The organism is Sulfuricurvum sp. (assembly GCF_041651515.1).
In the GTDB taxonomy this organism is placed as follows: domain Bacteria; phylum Campylobacterota; class Campylobacteria; order Campylobacterales; family Sulfurimonadaceae; genus Sulfuricurvum.
On the sequence record NZ_JBAZJF010000001.1, the window covers coordinates 545,460 to 562,005 of the forward strand.

The following is a 16,546-nucleotide window of genomic DNA, read 5'->3' on the forward strand; positions in this document are numbered from 1 at the left end:
ATATCTCAATCTTTAAATTCATGTGCGATCGCGATAAAGCGATCCATATTGTCCATAAAAATATCTACCAACTGCGGATCAAAATGGATCCCTCGGTGTGTCTGGATTAACTCGATGATGGTTTCCATCGGCCATATGCTCTTATAAACGCGTTCACAGCTCAACGCATCAAAAACATCCGATAATGCCGTAATCCGTCCATAAATATGGATATTTTCTCCACTCAGACCCCTGGGGTATCCTGTCCCATCCCATCTTTCATGGTGCTCATGGGCGATGATCGCTGCCGCCTGCAGGAGTGGGCGCTTCGAGTTTTTAAGAATATTGTACCCTATTGTACTGTGTGTTTTCATGATAGTAAACTCTTCGGGATCCAGTTTGGCGGGCTTCAATAAAATAGCATCCGGAATTCCGATTTTACCGATATCGTGCATTGGCGAAGCACTGTAAAGAAGTTTAATTTCCTCTTCTTCAAGGCCGTAAAGTTCACCGAGCAGTCTCGAATACTGGGCGACCCTACGAACATGGTTACCGGTTTCCTGGGAACGGGTCTCCCCTACCTCTCCGAGCAATGAGAGCATCTCATGCTGCGTCTGCCATATCTCTTCATTCAAATCATATAATTCGGTTACGTCGTAACTGATACTGATAAAATCCAAAATATTTCCAAACTCATCCAAAATAGGTTTGATTGTCGTATCGGTAATATATCGACTTCCGTCTTTTTTTAGATTTTTAATGGTTCCGTGCCATGCTTCTTTCTTGAGAATTGTATTCCAAAGGTGTTCATAAAATTCAGTAGACATATCCGGATCTCGAAGCATATTATGACTTTGATTAAGAATTTCATCGCTGCTGTAACCGCTTGTTTTACAAAAAGCCTCATTGGCATAAATAATCTTCCCCTGCGAGTTCGTTTGCGTCACAATCATTGACATATCGACAACTTCTTTGTACTGATCTAAAAGGGTGGTTTGATGAATCAATTCTTGTTTGAGATTCGCCGTAAACTCCTGCACTTTACGTGCATTGTATATATTTTTAACCACTTCAAAAAGGACACGCACCATCTGCTCCGTCTTCATAGGCTTGAGGAGAAATTGCGCTACCCCTAAATTAATAAGGTCAAGAAGATAATTACTCTCTTCGCATGCGGAGGTAACAATAATATTCTGCGACGAGTTAAGCTCTTTTATCATTTGAATCATCGTGACCCCGTTCATCTCCGGCATCAAAATATCGGTGATGACCAAATCATACACTCCATCCTTGTAAAGAGCCATCCCCTCTTTTCCGTTGCTGGCCGTTACTATCTGAGGAAAAAATGTCAACAGAAGTGATGCCGTATTTTCACGAATCAGCATCTCATCTTCGACATACAATACCCGCATCCCTTTTGCATAAAGAGTTAGCTCACTCAATGTCTCTTTAAATGTCATAACACTTCCTTTTCTCGCGGTAATTTAATGGTAAAGAGTGTTTCATCCCCAGTACTGCTAACCCTCAGTTCTCCACGACAATGCTCTTCGATGATCATTTTAGACATATAAAGCCCTAGTCCGGTACCGATATTTTTATTTTTCGTCGTAAAATAAGGGGTGAATAACCTACTGATAACAGCAGGAGCAATCCCTCCTGCATTATCATGGATCAAAAGGACCCCGTATTCATCCTCTTGAGTGACGGTGATGGTAATGGTCCCATCCGAGATACCGTTTTCGGTAAACGCATCCAACGAATTTTTCAAAAGGGCAATCAACACCTGAAGCACTTCATTACGATATATGAAGAGTTCTGAATCAATATTGAGTGCTTTTTCAATCTTAATCCCGTGACTTTTTAGGGTATGGTCGATCAGATCGAGTGCCTGATTCACAAGAGCAGAGGCAAGGGTATGCTCTTTGGGCTTATCAGGACGGAAAAAATCCCGGTAATCGGAAATTGTTTGCGAGAGATGAGCATTCTGCAGTTCAACTTTTATTAAACTCTCTATCACCAAAGGATCGCTCTCTTCCTTCATAAGCTCTTTTAAGCGCAGTTGAGAAATTATGGAATTGATAATGGCAAGAGGCTGCCGCCACTGATGGGCAATCATTGAAATCATCTCTCCCATTTGAGCCTGCCGTATCTGCATTCTGAACATTTTTTCCTCTTGAAGCCGCTGGGTGATATCATGGGTAATCAAAATTAACTTGCTCTTATCTTGGCCAAACCCTGAGAGTGATGTCTCAATGATTTTAATCCCTTCACTCCCGTGCTCCATAACTAACGAACAACGAGCGTGTACAAAATCACCCCGATACGCGCTATCAAGATACCGATTAAAACTCATCTCATCACACTGAATATTCCATGCCATATCGAGTATATTGGCACCTATCAGTGCTTCTCTGCTCATCTCAAACAACTGCAATGCCATATCGTTACAATCGATGATACGATTATTGTCCAAGATGAAAATTGCTTCATGGACGGAAGAGAATATGCTGCGATAAAACTCCTCACTCTCCCTGAGCTGTTTTTGCACCTGCCGTATCTCGGTGATATCTTCCCCCGAGCCTAAAATGCCGATCAAATTTCCCTGTGGATCAAACAGCAACGTGTTTCGCCATGCGATCAGCCGCTCTTCCCCCTTTTTAGTCAAAACAGGGTTTTCATAATAGCCGGCATCATCACTGCCTAGAATCAATTTATCCACTACCTCTTTTTCTATTTCGCTGTGGATCCGTTCCGGCAGAAAATTTTCTATCCAGTTTTTTCCGAGGACCTCATTGGTCGTGTAACCTATAATCTCACATCCCCTGCGGTTAATCAGTTTGACTTTTTTATTTACATCGATTACGACAATCATCACATCGACAATATCCAAATAGTTTTGCGCCGTCTCTTTTTCGTATCGAAGGGCTTTTTCAATATTTTTTCGTTCAGAAATATCTCGAGAAGAGGCAGAAAGATACCTTTTTCCCTCTAAAACAATCGCTTGAGTCGTAATTTCCACATCAAAAGAGGTACCGTCTTTGCGGCGGTGCCGTGTTTCAAACATAACGGGATACTGCGTAATCGAGTCCATCGTTTGACGAAGCATTTGTCTGGGTATTTGGGCTTCCCAATCAAAAATGCTCAAATAACGTGCTTCCTCCTCACTGTATCCCAGCGAGCGAATAAAAGAAGAGCTGTACTCAATAAGGTTCCCCTCGGAATCCAAAATATGGACTCCATCGGTAGCGGACTTAAGCAAATTATTGAGCCATAATCGGTTTATCTCGATCTCAGCCGTTTGTTTCCGAATCATTTCTCGACTTCGCAAAAGCACCACAATGATCGCCAATAACATAAAATATACGAACATTCCCGCAAAGGTCACAAATATTGGATACTGACTATCCATTTCCATATCAAACTTCGGGGTGCTTGCAAAATCAAGACACCATTTCCGTCCCGCGATTTCTATCGTTTGATGGCTATAATATCGGGAAACATACGTCGAGGGCTCAAATGACCGGTACAGCAGAGTACTCTGCGATTTCTTCGCTCCATCATACACTTCGAAATTCACCAATGAATCATTGAGAACGATGTCATTAAACAAATTTTTCATCCGATAAGGGCTGTAGATGAATCCGATAAGGGAATTACGCCGTTCTTGACGCGTATCCGTTTTTTCCCCTATCTTGTATAACGGCAGATACATCACAATACCCGGTTGAACATCCGAATCAAGCTTCCGCACTAGGGCTACACGCCCTGTAGCCGATGCGAGACCGGTGTCTCTTGCCTGTTCCATCGCTTCTCGTAGGATAGGGTCAGAAAGCATATCGTATCCGATTTCGTGCGCATTACGCTTATCCTGCGGTTCAAGATAGAGGATTGCGCTGTATTGATCCCTCTTTCCGGTGGGCTTAATAATAAAGCTTGGAAAATCTTTGCGCATCTGGCGTTCGACTTTGGCGACCTCATCCGGTCGTATCATCAATGAAAAACCGATTTCCTGCATACCCGGATAAAATTTTTGTATCTGAAGTGTCTCGATAAATTGGTGCCATTCCTGAGCTTCAACATCTTCACTTCCCTGAAAATAGGCAACTCCGCTGCGCAATACATTCTCATATATGAAAACCCGTTTTTCAAAATGATCAATGTTGGTATGGACTTTAACCTCAAAAAGTGCTTGGGCCCGATTGTGATAGTACTCTTTTGAAAATGACCAAACAAAACTTGCAACGATCACGGAGACAAGCAGAAGGAAAGTCACATTTAAGTGATTTTGCACATATGCTCTATGGACCGATTGAACAAATGGAATTTTTTCTGGCATTGCCGCTCTTCTTCATCATTGTTTTAAAAAATACAGCTTTTATACCGTGTAGGCAGCTAACATTCTTTCATTTGTTCACATCATATACTCATAAAGTCATAAAACGGTCATATCGCTAAAATTTATTCTCTATGATTCTTCCCTAAGGAGGGTTTCGTACGCAAGTTTCGCATCACTGAGCGGGAGATTATACTGTTGTATAGTAGCTTCAATGTATTCAAACGGCTCAATCCCATTCAAGGTGAAAAGCGTTCTGGCACATTCCAAAACGGCACAGATTTCTGGATTCATCCCCTTGGACGGACTAAGGGAATGGCATAAAGAATCGGCAAGTAGCTCATCAAAATACCACATTTTAAACAATTCAGCAGCTAACTCATCACCGGATAGACCGATAATATTTTTCTCTTCCAACGAAAGCTCATGCGGGTTGCATTTGCTGAAAGAATACGGATTTTTCTTACACGTCAGAACATACGAAGCAGCCAAACGCCCTATTTCGAGAATAAAAGTAAGCCCGCCTAACGATTGCAAAATCGAGCGGTGCGTCTTCATCAGCCAAAGATCCAAAAAGCGTTGCTGCAGTGTCATGACGTTAAACCATCGATCCACAGTAGTTCCATATGCTGTGAGATCGCTAAAAGGATGCGCTTTCAGTGCGGCCGTTAGAGCCATTCCGCGTATCGCAAAAATACCAAAAAGAGAAATGACTTGATTGATAGAGATAATGGTATGGCTAAATCCGTGATGAGGAGCATTGGAATAACGGAGGATATCCGTATATAACATCGGATCGGCTTCAATGATGCGGATAAGCGCTTTCAAATCAACGTTGTCGTTATTACAAATGGCATTAATTTGGTTAATGGATTCTCGCAGAGGCGGGAATGATTCAATCGACTTCAGTAATGTCTTATTCATTGCAATCCTTATAAATACTCTTATCAAATGCGTTAAAACAACTATTGGCGCATTATAATGTAACTTTATATAAAACGATTCTGATAAATTGTAAATGGTAGTATCACATTCTAACCTCTTGAGATGCTACAATACCTCTTATGAAAGCACCTCATCCCTGTATTTACTGTCATCACAGCCTCTATCATCTAAGCGATGGGATGGTCAAATGTTCAAGTTGCAAAAAGAAATACAGTCCGAAAAAAGTGGAAACTATCCTGAATTTGGTTGATCTATTTTGCCATGATCATAACGCGTCAGATGGAGCAAAAATAGTGGAAATAAGCTATGGTGCCGCCCTAAAATATTATCAAGAATTTCGAAAATTACTCATTGAGCATTGTGAAGAGGAATACCACAATAATCGTAAGAATGAGAGTGAATATGAAGAGTATATTTATCAGGAAAAATCGAAGCGGAATCAAAAATCAGCCATCTTCGATGCCCATAATTTTTTGACCTTTGCCTACGGCGAAAAGGTCTACAATATCCTCATGCCCTCGCTCAATCTCTACAAACAGCAATTTATCAAAGATGATCTTGAAGAGATTTATGAAAAAGAATTTTCACATTTTATGCGATCGAGCAAACTGATTAAAATCACCAAATATGACCATACGATGACCCGTTTTTGGCACTATTTTGAGACCTTTATCATAGCGTTCAAAGGGGTAAGCCGTGAGTACTTCCCCTATTATCTAAAAGAAGCCGAGTTTAAATTCAATACTCCCATCAAGAAGCGCCGTGAAATCCTCGAACAGCTCTATTTTCGCCCAATAACAAAAGATTAGGCGTGTGTAGGATATTTAAACAACTCGATAATCTGTTGATACGAAAACGCCCTCTCTTTGGGAGTCACCTCGACACCACAACTTTTGAGATAGGTTAAAACAGTGCTAATATAGACTTCAAATTGATCCATCAACACATCGCTTAGACCCATATGAAACGTAATACTTTTAGGGATAATCCCAATCACATTCGAATCCGGAAGCGGTTTTCCCATCAGTTCAATCATATCAAGACACTGCATAACACCCACTTCATGCGCACCGCCGCTATTAAGTCCGTAACCGCTAAGTTCATATGAGGGGATATTATAAATACTTCCCGGCGTGTCATCAAGATTGATCGTATCGAGAATAATGATATGATCGTTGTCCAAAAAGAGATTCAGCAGATTAATCCCCTCTACTCCACCGTCTATAATTTGGACATGATCGCTGAAGGTATAATTGGCATCCAGATACGCGCTCGCGTAAATTCCGACGCCGTCATCTTCTTCCAACACATTCCCCACACCCAATACAACAATCCTGCGAGTCATGAGATTCAGAATCCTTTTCCGTGTTCAATGCTCGGATTGGCAAACTGCTCTAATATCTCATCAAGACTCATCAATTGCTCTTTTTGGGTACTGGTTATCCCCTGTTTTTTGAGTTCATCCACGATAACATCAATATACTCCAGCCATTTTTCGCGCAATGCTGCCGTCACACCCACTTCAACGCTGATAATATCTTCAGGGACAATACTGATCATCGTCGTCTCTGCGACATGATTTGCCATGGAACAAATTTGGAGCATTTCAGTTATTTCAACCTCATTCGCCGTTTTTTTAATCCCTTGGTTCGCGATCAATTCCTCCCCGCTCAACACTTCTATACTGCCGATTACCTTGTCATCGTCCGAGCTGGTATTGGCGATTATCACAACCTCATATTCTTGTAACAAAGGCATTAATCCAAATCCGAGCGTCCCCCCATCCACAATGTCCAATGCAGGTGTGAACGTAAAATTTTCTTTGAGGTATTTACCCGCGTACAGCCCGATCCCCTCATCCATAAAAAATGCGTTCCCCGAACCGATTAGAGCTACTTTAGCGTTCATTCTTTTCCTTTTGTCATCTAAATTTTTGTAACGTTTTGTGTATATTGTGCTATAATTTCTGCAAAGGTTCCCACCTGCTGACAAGACTCCAAGGGAGGCTTCTTCGGATAGGCAGGTGGGTCATTTATGATAATGTACTTCTACTCTATCTTTTGTCATCACCTCTTCTTCCAACAAATACTGTTTAATCATTTCATAGTAGGATGATTCATTGTGCTCATATTTACGATAAATTGCCCAGCCTATATAATCAATAATTTGAAGATTTGAGCTCGACGCACTACAATGATGATGGATTGAATATCTCAAATCTTTTTTACTAATTTTTAAATATTCTTCAATACCTTGTTTCAATGCTTTAATATGAGCTTTTTTATTTGCTAAAACAGGCAATCTGTCTGTAATGATGATGAAGTTGCGATCTATATTAATTTTATCAAGTAGCTTAGTGATGGCAAACATTAAATTATCAACATAAAAAATAGAATGTTCTTGACGTTTTTCTGGATGAACTTTCGGTTTTTCAAGGATATAGGAATAAACTTGCACTGCCTCAGACGTAAAAGTACTGATAATCTCAAACATCCGCTGACGAATATATTTATTGTCTTCACAAGCATGAAATTTTTCAATATCTAAATGTTGCGTTATAAATGGATCAAGATTACGTTCGATGAGCTCATATCGATAATTAGCAATATATTCATGAAGTTGAAATGGTCTATTCTTCACCAAAAAATTAAACATATAGTGGTTACTTCCCTTGATAGAAAAATCCATATCACCTGATTCGTCTACAAAGATATAAACAGTATCACTAATATCAGCAATGAGAATCTTCTCGTTAATAGAAATTTTAAAATGAGATATGCGTTCATATGGAAAATTCAATGCGTTCAAGATCGACAACAAAAGTTCTCGATCTTTTTTATGTAATTGATCTAAATCAAAAAAATAAATGGGATTTATATAAAAAATAATTGCACCCATATGATAGTCACTATCTTCAACCTCATAATGTTCAAAATAAGCATTTTCAAATTTTATTGCTAAATCAAAACGCTTTTGTTGTTTCAATACGTTTTGAAAGGTTTTCATTTTGCTATCACTCATTTCACAATCCATTCCTTAACCCTGATCTCATCCACTAAAATACAAAAATTATAGCGGAATTCAAGAGAAGCATTTTTCCGTATTATGAATCGCATAATACAGCTGTCCGAGTGCAATAGAACCGTCATTCATCGGTGTTTGCTGTTGGGCATAAAATCGCCCCTCACCAAAACGGCGATACAGTCGAGACATAAGTGCCTGGTTTTGAAATACTCCGCCCCCGATGACCATCGGCAAGTCAGGATATTGATCAGCATAATAGCCCATTATCGCCTCCACAGTAGCGATAAATCGGCTGGCGATCTGTGTTTTATCTCCATTGAGAGAGACAATGTCTCGAACCATCGAGGATAGATCTATCGCACCCTCTTGTAGCTCAAAATCAAACGGCTCGTTAATAGATTCATCTACAAATTGCTCCATAATCATCCCCCCCTGCCCCTCATAATCAAGGCTCTGGATAAATCCGCCCAAACTTGCGACACCGTCGAAAAGACGGCCCATCGAACTGCTCAGGGGAGAATTGATTTGCTTAAGCCACATATGGTGAAGCTGGCGAATTTCATGAGATAAAAAAGCTTCTACGCTTGGAGATTGAAGCTCTAACACTTCATCCAGCGTATAACGCTCAAATAAGAGCGATAAAGCAATTCGGCGAGGTTCTTTAATCGCTTTGTCCCCTCCGATAAGGGCAGAGGGTTTTAGAAATCCGATCCGCTCATACCCATGGGTATCGGCGATCATAACTTCCCCACCCCAAAGATTCCCGTCTTCACCGTATCCCGTGCCGTCAAATGCGAAGCCCAGCACTTTTTCGTTCAAACTGTATTCCGCCATACAAGAGAGGATATGGGCATAATGATGTTGAACGCCGTAATACTCTTTATTCTCCCCTTGCGCGTAACGGGTTGAAGAATAAAAGGGGTGTAAATCGCTGATCAAGAGGGTTGGTTCGCAATCGTAAAACCGTTTAAAGGTTTGAACCGTCCGCTCAAAATAGCCATCCGCTTCAATACTTCCCAAATCACCGATATGCCCGCTCAAAACTATATTGTCCTTAGTTCCGAGAGCAATGGAGCTTTTTTGGTGCGCCCCCACCGCCAAAATACATTTATCTGACGTATGATTCAAAAGACGGGTGTACGGTGCATATCCGCGCCCCATCCTGAGCATCACAACCCTCCCCTGCGCTACCTGAACGACCGAGTCATCCAACGCATTTACAATCAAGCGATCATGACTCAAAATTCCATCTACAACCGTTCCAAGCCTCTGGGCTATCTCTTCGGTACGGACAATAATCGGTTCATTGCTGATATTGGCACTCGTCGCAATCAGCGGAAAATCGATCGATTCAAAAATAAGACGATGCAGCGGGGTGTAAGGGAGAAACACCCCGATTCGATCGATGGAGGGGGCCACCTCTTTGGAGAGCTTTGTCCCCTTTTGTGCGCGGACAATAACAATCGGTTTGATAGCTCCGGTAATAAGGGCTCTCTCATCGTCATTGATATCGGCATACGTTTCCAGCTGTTCCAATGACGAAAACATCACGGCTAACGGTTTGGCTTTACGGTGCTTTCGACGCCGCAATTCGCTAACTGCTGTGTCGGAAGTCGCATCACACATCAGATGAAACCCGCCCAGCCCTTTGAGTGCAATGATTTTCCCCTCTCGCAGCATCGATACGGCTAACGCCAAAGGATCACCTTCAATGACAACACCTTTAGAATCATAAAATTTCAATTGTGGTCCGCAATCCGGACAGCTTATCGGCTCGGCATGATAACGGCGGGATAAAGGATCGATGTACTCATCATGACATTGGTCACACATCGTAAAATGTTTCATCGATGTTCGGACGCGATCATAAGGGGGAATTTGAATAAGCGTGTATCGGGGGCCGCAATCGGTGCAGTTGATAAAAGGATAACGGTATCGGCGATTATGAGGATCATTCATTTCAGCTTGGCAGGCAGAGCATAATGCTGTGTCTAAAGGGATGGCAACACTTGCCTCACCGAGAGTACTGTCACGAATTTCAAAATGGCCATAATTGCATGCTTCGCGCGGCATAATTTCTATAGAGTCGATACGGGCATGGAGAGGAAGATGGGTGATCAAAGCATCTATAAACGCTTTGCACTCCAACCCTTCCGCTTCGATCACTACCCCTTGTGGAGTGTTAATCACGAAACCCATGACATTATGCGCCATAGCTTCACGATAGACGAAAGGACGAAATCCGACCCCTTGCACTACCCCTTTGATCGTAATTTTGCAACTGATCATAAACAGTCTTTCTCCCGTATCCGAAAGATACGGGTAGCTTTAGGGGGTTGTAGGGACATTTGTCCCTGCCACTTTGCGGGCTTTGCCCGACAAGTGTGTAACATTAGTTTATAAAAAGACTCCACCGACAACGCAACTTTCCTTCCCGATCGGATAATTTACATTCAACAAAGGAGGAGTTGTTTTCAAATTCCTCTGCATTCTGCTAAAGAGGGATTGCCCTGCAAAATAAGAGCCGCACAATACCACTTCGGTAGCATTGGTTTTCCCTTTTATCTCCGATAATAACTCACTGAAATAATCTCCGAATGATTCAAAGATAGAATAACTCATATAGACTGAATCGACCCCGGCAATTTGATAGCTGATAATACTCGATAAAAAAGCCGTATGGTTAAAACGGTTATCTTCCACTTTGGTATCGATTTGAAGTCCCCCTTTACCGATGAACTTCAATCCCTCTTTCATAACCCCGTCATAGCTTTTATCTTCCAAGCCTAAAATGATAGCGGTAGCTTCAAAAAGGTTTACGTCACTGTTCTCAATCTCCAAGAGGAGATTATACATATCCGGAAATTTCGTTTGGATATTGACAATCAGACGATCTGAGCCTTCTCGCAGTGTTCTCATCTTTTCAATCAGCCCTTGAGAAGAAAAAGGGTGTGCCGGAACGACTCGAATCACTTTTTTTCCATCATAATACAAGAACGAAGGATCCCCTTCAAAATGGGCTCCCACGATTTTGGTTCCAAATTTATTATGCTCGGCGATTACCGACATAAAAGAGGCTTCATCTTCGGCCATAGTATGAAAATTACTCGATTCTACTGCAGGAGTTTCACCTTCCAACTGATTGACTTTGGTGGCAGGGGCAGAGGTAAAACGCTCCAAATGATCAAACAGCATCCCTTTGTCATCTTTAATTCCGACCAAACCGTTTGCAATACTGAGGGTATTGGTTCCATACCACAAACGTGAGGGAAACGAAACTCTCTCCCCGGAAGTAATGAATTTAATATCTTTATTGATAAAAAGGCGCATATCGCTTTGTGTATGAATACTCAAATCGAAATCCATTACGAAATCGGCTTCTACAGCCTCAGTAAGTGCATCATAGGCAATAATATCCAAACCCAGAAGCGAGAGCTCTTTTCCGAGTAAAATAGAAAATCCCTCATCAGGATATTTAACATCGATGGTCGAACCGAATGTACTTCGGAGTACTTCATCTTTGAGTGCCACATGCAGTATCGGCCGCTCGATACTCAGCAGTGCATTAAACTCATCGTTGATCAGGGAACAGTAGTCGGTAATCTTCATCGCATTGATCAACATCAAAACCGACCCTTGGTTCAAATGATCCGTCCGATAAAAACGACGATAGCCCATGGTCGTTTTTATCAACACTGTTTTACCGTCACGCAACGCTTTGGCTGCGACTTCAAACATCGTTCGAAAACTCCCTGCATCGTTTGCATAACGTTCATTCCCTTTGTGCACCAGCTTAACCGGAATAGCACATTCGTGGCATGAATTAAGTACCTGTTTCTCACGATTTCCGAAAGTAACGGTCTCAGCCTGGCATTTCGTACACGGTTTAATATACGACATAACCGTATTGGCACGCGTATACGGGTAGTGTTCAAAAAATACGTATTGACCGCCGCAATGGGTACAGTGGGTAAAAGGGTAATAATAGCGTCGTGATGAGGGATCAAACATCTCTTTTTGGCACGAAGGACATAACCCGAGTCCAAGAGGATACTCAACATCAAAGTCGGGCAATGACTCCGGTTCTCCCTCAATATCATAGTGCTGAGAACTTGTCATAAAACACGAAGCCGGTAGCGTATGAGCTATTGCTTCAAGACACGATTGAAGCTTTTCATGATTGCTCTCAAAAGCACAAATTATTTTTGATTTTTGTTGATGGACAACCGCTTTAATGTTAAAAGATCGGATCGTAGAAATCAGATAATTTTTAATATAAGGTTGAGAAGAAGAGTTCTTAAGTTCTAACGTAAATGCCATAAATATCCTTGCTACTGCTAAATCGATAGAGCTCTCATCCATCTCCATTGGAAATATATGAAAACTCTCTTAAAATGACCGAAGAGCATACTGCTCATTCGGTTTTATTCACGGCAAACACATCTATCCGTGTACGTAGAATTTATTTACTATTTGCTTTCTTCTCTTTGACAAATTTTGAACCGCCGACAACGATCGCAATATCTGCCTCTTTCCAGAAAATCGTTCTCCACACCTGATAATAGATATGAAATACGATCCAACAAATAATAAACCACATTGTATAGTGATGCGACAATCGCACATCCATTTTACTTCCGCCGGTAACAGGAATGGTCCAGTCTGTTGCAATGTGCAACATCCACGGCCACCATGATCCGATCGAACTCAAGCCTGATCCCAATCCCCACACATACATTTGAAGACCGGTCAACAACATCCAAATAAGAAGCAAATGAAAAATCGTAAAATAGACGGTATTGAAACTGTCTGCATGTGTCGAATTAAACTCATTTTTTCGGTTTAATGTCAATAAATTAACCAAAACATCTTTAAACTCAATAAGATTCTTTCTATTTGGAATAACCTTTTTATACGGCTTTTCAAATCGACTGAAAAAATAAAGATACACGATGGCAACCGATGTAACATCAAAGATAATGGCGATAATAAAGTGTCCGTAACGGTTCCACGCCATCACATACTTATCAACCGCACCATCTGCAATAAACGTCTGATAATAGGGATGCCCAATATAAAGACCTGTTACAATGGCTCCGATCATACTAAACGCATTCACCCAATGGATGATGCGCATAGCCGGGGTCATACGTTTAATTTGTTTGTACTCCTGATTCATGCTAACTCCTTAGATACTGCAAGAGGTATCTACTTTGTAAACAGCAAGCTCTTTACCTTTGGTATCGACAACGTGTACGGCACAGGCAATACATGGGTCAAAACTGTGGATGGTTCGAATGATCTCAAGAGGTTGTTCCGGATTGGCAACTTTGGTTCCGATCAAACTCGCTTCATACGCACCTAAACGACCTTTATGATCCCGAGGAGCAGCATTCCATGTTGAAGGAACAACAGCTTGATAGTTAACCACTTTACCATCTACGATGCTAACCCAGTGCCCCAATGCTCCACGAGGAGCTTCTGCCATACCACGCCCTTTAGTATTGGCGCTTGCTTCGTCAAAATTGAAATCGGTCCATGTTTTATGATCACCTGATGCTGCATTCGCCGCAAGTTCATCTACCCATTCAACCATCACATCGGACATCAATGATGTCTCGATTGCACGGGCTGCTGTACGTCCGACCGTACTAAACAAAACAGCAATCGGAAGCTTACCGCGCTCTAAAAATTCGGTTACATATTTGGTGATACGTTTATCTTTTGCCGCCACACCGATAACCATACGGGCCAACGGTCCCACTTCAACACGGGTATCATTGTAAATAGGTGATTTAATCCAGCTGTATTTCTCTTTGGTTTTGAGATAGGCAATACCGTCTTCACGTTTGTCTAAACCGGTATATTCAGGAATCGTTTGCCCCTCATACGGGTGAAGAGGTTTATCCCCTTTGTACCATGAGTGGGTAACATCCTCCGCAATTTTTTCTTGATCCAATGGGATTACTTTGGAAATATCTCCACCCATTACAATACCGCTAGGGAAAAGAAGTGCTGATTTGTAAAAACCGGTATCATCAAGACGGAAATCACCGTAACTCATATAGTTAAGCAATCCACCGCCGGTTCCGCCGACCCCTTTACCGCCCATAAGTTCCGTAAAGGTCGCTTTGCTATCCGTTGCTTCGCCTGCATACATGGTACCAGCCATATATACGTCCGGCAAATACGCCTCTTTAATAAATTTACGCCCAGCAAGGAGTAACGATTTGAACAGTGCAATACGTGCCGGATTTTGGATATCCTGAACACATGTCACACCGCCGACAACGATGCTTTGCGGATGCGGATTTTTACCTCCGAAGATTGCCTGCATTTTTGCCAATTCACGTTGAATTTCTAACGCTTGAAGATAATGGGCAACTCCGATAAGGTTTTGTTCCGGAGTCAATTTATAGTGAGCATTCCCCCAGTATCCGTTTCCAAAAATTCCCAAACGACCCTGTTTGACAAATTTAGCGACACGATCTTGAATCGCTTTAAATTCGCTCTCCCCGTCGATAAACGGAGATTCTCCCGCAACACTCGCCCATTTACGAGCTTCTTCAGCCGTTTTAGCCGGATCCGCCGAAAGCGCTGAGACGACATCGACAAAATCAAGTGCATGAAGATGATAAAAGTGAACTACGTGGTCATGCATATACAATGCACCTTGAATCAAATTACGAACAAGACGGGCATTTTTAGGGATAGTTACCTTAAATGCATCCTCTACCGCTTCGATAGAACGCTGATAGTGTGTACCGGTACAAACTCCGCAGATACGCATTGCTAACAATCCGCAGTCACGTGGGTCACGCCCTTGCAAAATCGTCTCAATACCACGAAACATTGTCGATGCACTGTATGCATCAACAATCGTATTGTTATCATCAATAACCGCTTCGATACGCAAATGCCCCTCAATACGTGTGATAGGGTCAACTACAATATGTTTACTCATGGTTCTCTCCTGAATTTTCTCGTTTACCTGCTACAGCACTTGCTGCCGCGTGAATTCCAATACCGATTCCAACGGCGGTTAGCATACCCAAACCAAATTCGTCAACGGTTTTTTCAACGCCACCCGTAGGTGCTTTAATTTTTGCATTGGCCATCGGACGCTCATACGCATATTTATCCCAGAAATCAGGCTCTGAACATCCGATACAACCGCGTCCTACACCGATCGGCCAGTTGACAGCATCGTTATAGCGGACAATAGAACAGTTGTTAAAAGTCATAGGCCCTTTACAACCCATTTTATAAAGACAGAAGTTATTTTGAGCTCCGGTATCGCCCCACTCTTCCACATATTCACCCGCATCAAAGTGAGCACGGCGTTCGCAGTTATCGTGGATACGGTAACCAAATGCAAATTTAGGACGCAATAATGAGTCAAGTTCAGGAACTTGTCCGGTTAATACATAATGCAAGATTACACCCACCATATTTGCCGGATTGGCAGGACATGCCGGAATATTGATAAGAGGTTTGTTTTTGATGACATCCATAACCCCGACCGCACCGGTAGGATTTGGAGACGCGGCCGGAATACCGCCGAAGGTAGCACAGTTACCGACAGCAATAACCGCTGCAGCATTTTCAGCACAACGGAGAAGGTGATCATGAAATGTCTCACCTTTTGCTCCGATAGTTCCGTATTGACCGTTCATTCCCATAGGAATAGACCCTTCAACGAACAAGAGGTATTTCCCTTTAAAGTGTTCCATCGCTTCATCAAGCTGTTTTTCTGCTTGGTGGCCTGATGCCGCTTGTAATGTTTCATGATATTCCAGTGAGATAATATCAAGTACGATTTCATCGATTTTTGGTCCGTCAGCACGCAAAAGTGCTTCAGAGTTACCCGCACAGTCTTGTAGCTCAAGCCAAACGACCGGTGCACGATTCATCATCACTGCCGCATCGGCAACCAGTGGAGTGAACATTGGGGGAAGCATCAACATCGCTGTTGTAGCACTTGCCCATTTCATAAATTCTCGTCTATCAATTCCGTTTTCTTCCAAAAGTTCAGAAAAGTCTAGTCTATTGGCAGGCGTTTGTGCGCGCAATTCATTCAATCGCGCCTCACATTTGTTAAACAACTCCTGATAATAGATATCACCCTTCTTCGTATCAACACGCGAACTTTTCGAAGTAAACAGTTTTTTAACTGCTTCAACTTTATCGGACATGATTCCCTCCTTGTTTAAATGAACAATCATTCATATAGTACGGAAAAATAACTTAAACAAATATTATCTA

Annotated in this window: 12 protein-coding genes; 1 reads left to right on the top strand and 11 read right to left on the bottom strand. The window is 42.0% G+C overall.

What is annotated here, in order from left to right; genetic code table 11:
* Window positions 1–5: 5 nt before the first annotated feature.
* From WC407_RS02690 to WC407_RS02700, 3 genes are all read right to left on the bottom strand, one after another.
* Complete coding sequence (locus WC407_RS02690; protein ID WP_373021003.1) at window positions 6–1,439, bottom strand: HD domain-containing phosphohydrolase; 1,434 nt, start codon at window positions 1,437–1,439, stop codon at window positions 6–8.
* The gene (locus WC407_RS02695; protein ID WP_373021004.1) at window positions 1,436–4,315 is read right to left on the bottom strand and encodes a CHASE domain-containing protein; all 2,880 of its coding nucleotides are present in this window, start codon (window positions 4,313–4,315) and stop codon (window positions 1,436–1,438) included. The genes WC407_RS02690 and WC407_RS02695 overlap by 4 nt, the downstream gene beginning before the upstream one ends.
* A gap of 129 nt (window positions 4,316–4,444) precedes the next feature.
* Entirely contained in the window at window positions 4,445–5,236 is a 792-nt protein-coding gene (locus WC407_RS02700; RefSeq protein ID WP_373021005.1) for an HDOD domain-containing protein, read from the bottom strand.
* A 140-nt stretch (window positions 5,237–5,376) separates the two neighbouring features.
* On the opposite strand from WC407_RS02700, the gene WC407_RS02705 reads away from it, so the two are divergent.
* The gene (locus WC407_RS02705) at window positions 5,377–6,066 is read left to right on the top strand and encodes a transposase (protein WP_373021006.1); all 690 of its coding nucleotides are present in this window, start codon (window positions 5,377–5,379) and stop codon (window positions 6,064–6,066) included.
* Here the strand turns inward: WC407_RS02705 and WC407_RS02710 are convergent.
* The 8 genes from WC407_RS02710 to WC407_RS02745 form a co-directional block, all read right to left on the bottom strand.
* Entirely contained in the window at window positions 6,063–6,602 is a 540-nt protein-coding gene (locus tag WC407_RS02710; RefSeq protein WP_373021007.1) for a HyaD/HybD family hydrogenase maturation endopeptidase, read from the bottom strand. The genes WC407_RS02705 and WC407_RS02710 overlap by 4 nt on opposite strands.
* Window positions 6,603–6,607: 5 nt before the next feature.
* Window positions 6,608–7,165 carry a hydrogenase maturation protease gene (locus tag WC407_RS02715; RefSeq protein WP_373021008.1) on the bottom strand — a complete coding sequence of 186 codons (558 nt, stop codon included), beginning with the start codon at window positions 7,163–7,165 and terminating at the stop codon, window positions 6,608–6,610.
* 120 nt (window positions 7,166–7,285) lie between these two features.
* Complete coding sequence (locus WC407_RS02720; protein ID WP_373021009.1) at window positions 7,286–8,278, bottom strand: DUF3800 domain-containing protein; 993 nt, start codon at window positions 8,276–8,278, stop codon at window positions 7,286–7,288.
* Window positions 8,279–8,338: 60 nt separating this feature from the next.
* Window positions 8,339–10,570, bottom strand: coding sequence for a carbamoyltransferase HypF (gene hypF, locus WC407_RS02725; RefSeq protein WP_373021011.1), 2,232 nt, complete (start codon window positions 10,568–10,570; stop codon window positions 8,339–8,341).
* A 108-nt stretch (window positions 10,571–10,678) separates the two neighbouring features.
* Window positions 10,679–12,601 carry a hypothetical protein gene (locus tag WC407_RS02730; RefSeq protein WP_373021012.1) on the bottom strand — a complete coding sequence of 641 codons (1,923 nt, stop codon included), beginning with the start codon at window positions 12,599–12,601 and terminating at the stop codon, window positions 10,679–10,681.
* Window positions 12,602–12,743: 142 nt separating this feature from the next.
* Entirely contained in the window at window positions 12,744–13,460 is a 717-nt protein-coding gene (locus WC407_RS02735) for a cytochrome b/b6 domain-containing protein (protein WP_373021013.1), read from the bottom strand.
* A 9-nt stretch (window positions 13,461–13,469) separates the two neighbouring features.
* Window positions 13,470–15,245 carry a nickel-dependent hydrogenase large subunit gene (locus WC407_RS02740; protein WP_373021014.1) on the bottom strand — a complete coding sequence of 592 codons (1,776 nt, stop codon included), beginning with the start codon at window positions 15,243–15,245 and terminating at the stop codon, window positions 13,470–13,472.
* Complete coding sequence (locus tag WC407_RS02745) at window positions 15,238–16,476, bottom strand: hydrogenase small subunit (protein WP_373021015.1); 1,239 nt, start codon at window positions 16,474–16,476, stop codon at window positions 15,238–15,240. Before WC407_RS02745 ends, WC407_RS02740 begins: the two co-directional genes overlap by 8 nt.
* Window positions 16,477–16,546 lie beyond the last annotated feature (70 nt).

Excerpts from the sequence above, each read along its gene's own strand:
- WC407_RS02745 (WP_373021015.1), bottom strand. The coding sequence starts at position 16,476 with ATGTCCGATAAAGTTGAAGCAGTTAAAAAACTGTTTACTTCGAAAAGT.
- WC407_RS02700 (WP_373021005.1), bottom strand. The coding sequence starts at position 5,236 with ATGAATAAGACATTACTGAAGTCGATTGAATCATTCCCGCCTCTGCGA.
- WC407_RS02720 (WP_373021009.1), bottom strand. The coding sequence starts at position 8,278 with ATGAGTGATAGCAAAATGAAAACCTTTCAAAACGTATTGAAACAACAA.
- WC407_RS02695 (WP_373021004.1), bottom strand. The coding sequence starts at position 4,315 with ATGCCAGAAAAAATTCCATTTGTTCAATCGGTCCATAGAGCATATGTG.
- WC407_RS02740 (WP_373021014.1), bottom strand. The coding sequence starts at position 15,245 with ATGAGTAAACATATTGTAGTTGACCCTATCACACGTATTGAGGGGCAT.
- WC407_RS02735 (WP_373021013.1), bottom strand. The coding sequence starts at position 13,460 with ATGAATCAGGAGTACAAACAAATTAAACGTATGACCCCGGCTATGCGC.
- WC407_RS02730 (WP_373021012.1), bottom strand. The coding sequence starts at position 12,601 with ATGGCATTTACGTTAGAACTTAAGAACTCTTCTTCTCAACCTTATATT.
- WC407_RS02705 (WP_373021006.1), top strand. The coding sequence starts at position 5,377 with ATGAAAGCACCTCATCCCTGTATTTACTGTCATCACAGCCTCTATCAT.
- hypF (WP_373021011.1), bottom strand. The coding sequence starts at position 10,570 with ATGATCAGTTGCAAAATTACGATCAAAGGGGTAGTGCAAGGGGTCGGA.
- WC407_RS02715 (WP_373021008.1), bottom strand. The coding sequence starts at position 7,165 with ATGAACGCTAAAGTAGCTCTAATCGGTTCGGGGAACGCATTTTTTATG.
- WC407_RS02690 (WP_373021003.1), bottom strand. The coding sequence starts at position 1,439 with ATGACATTTAAAGAGACATTGAGTGAGCTAACTCTTTATGCAAAAGGG.
- WC407_RS02710 (WP_373021007.1), bottom strand. The coding sequence starts at position 6,602 with ATGACTCGCAGGATTGTTGTATTGGGTGTGGGGAATGTGTTGGAAGAA.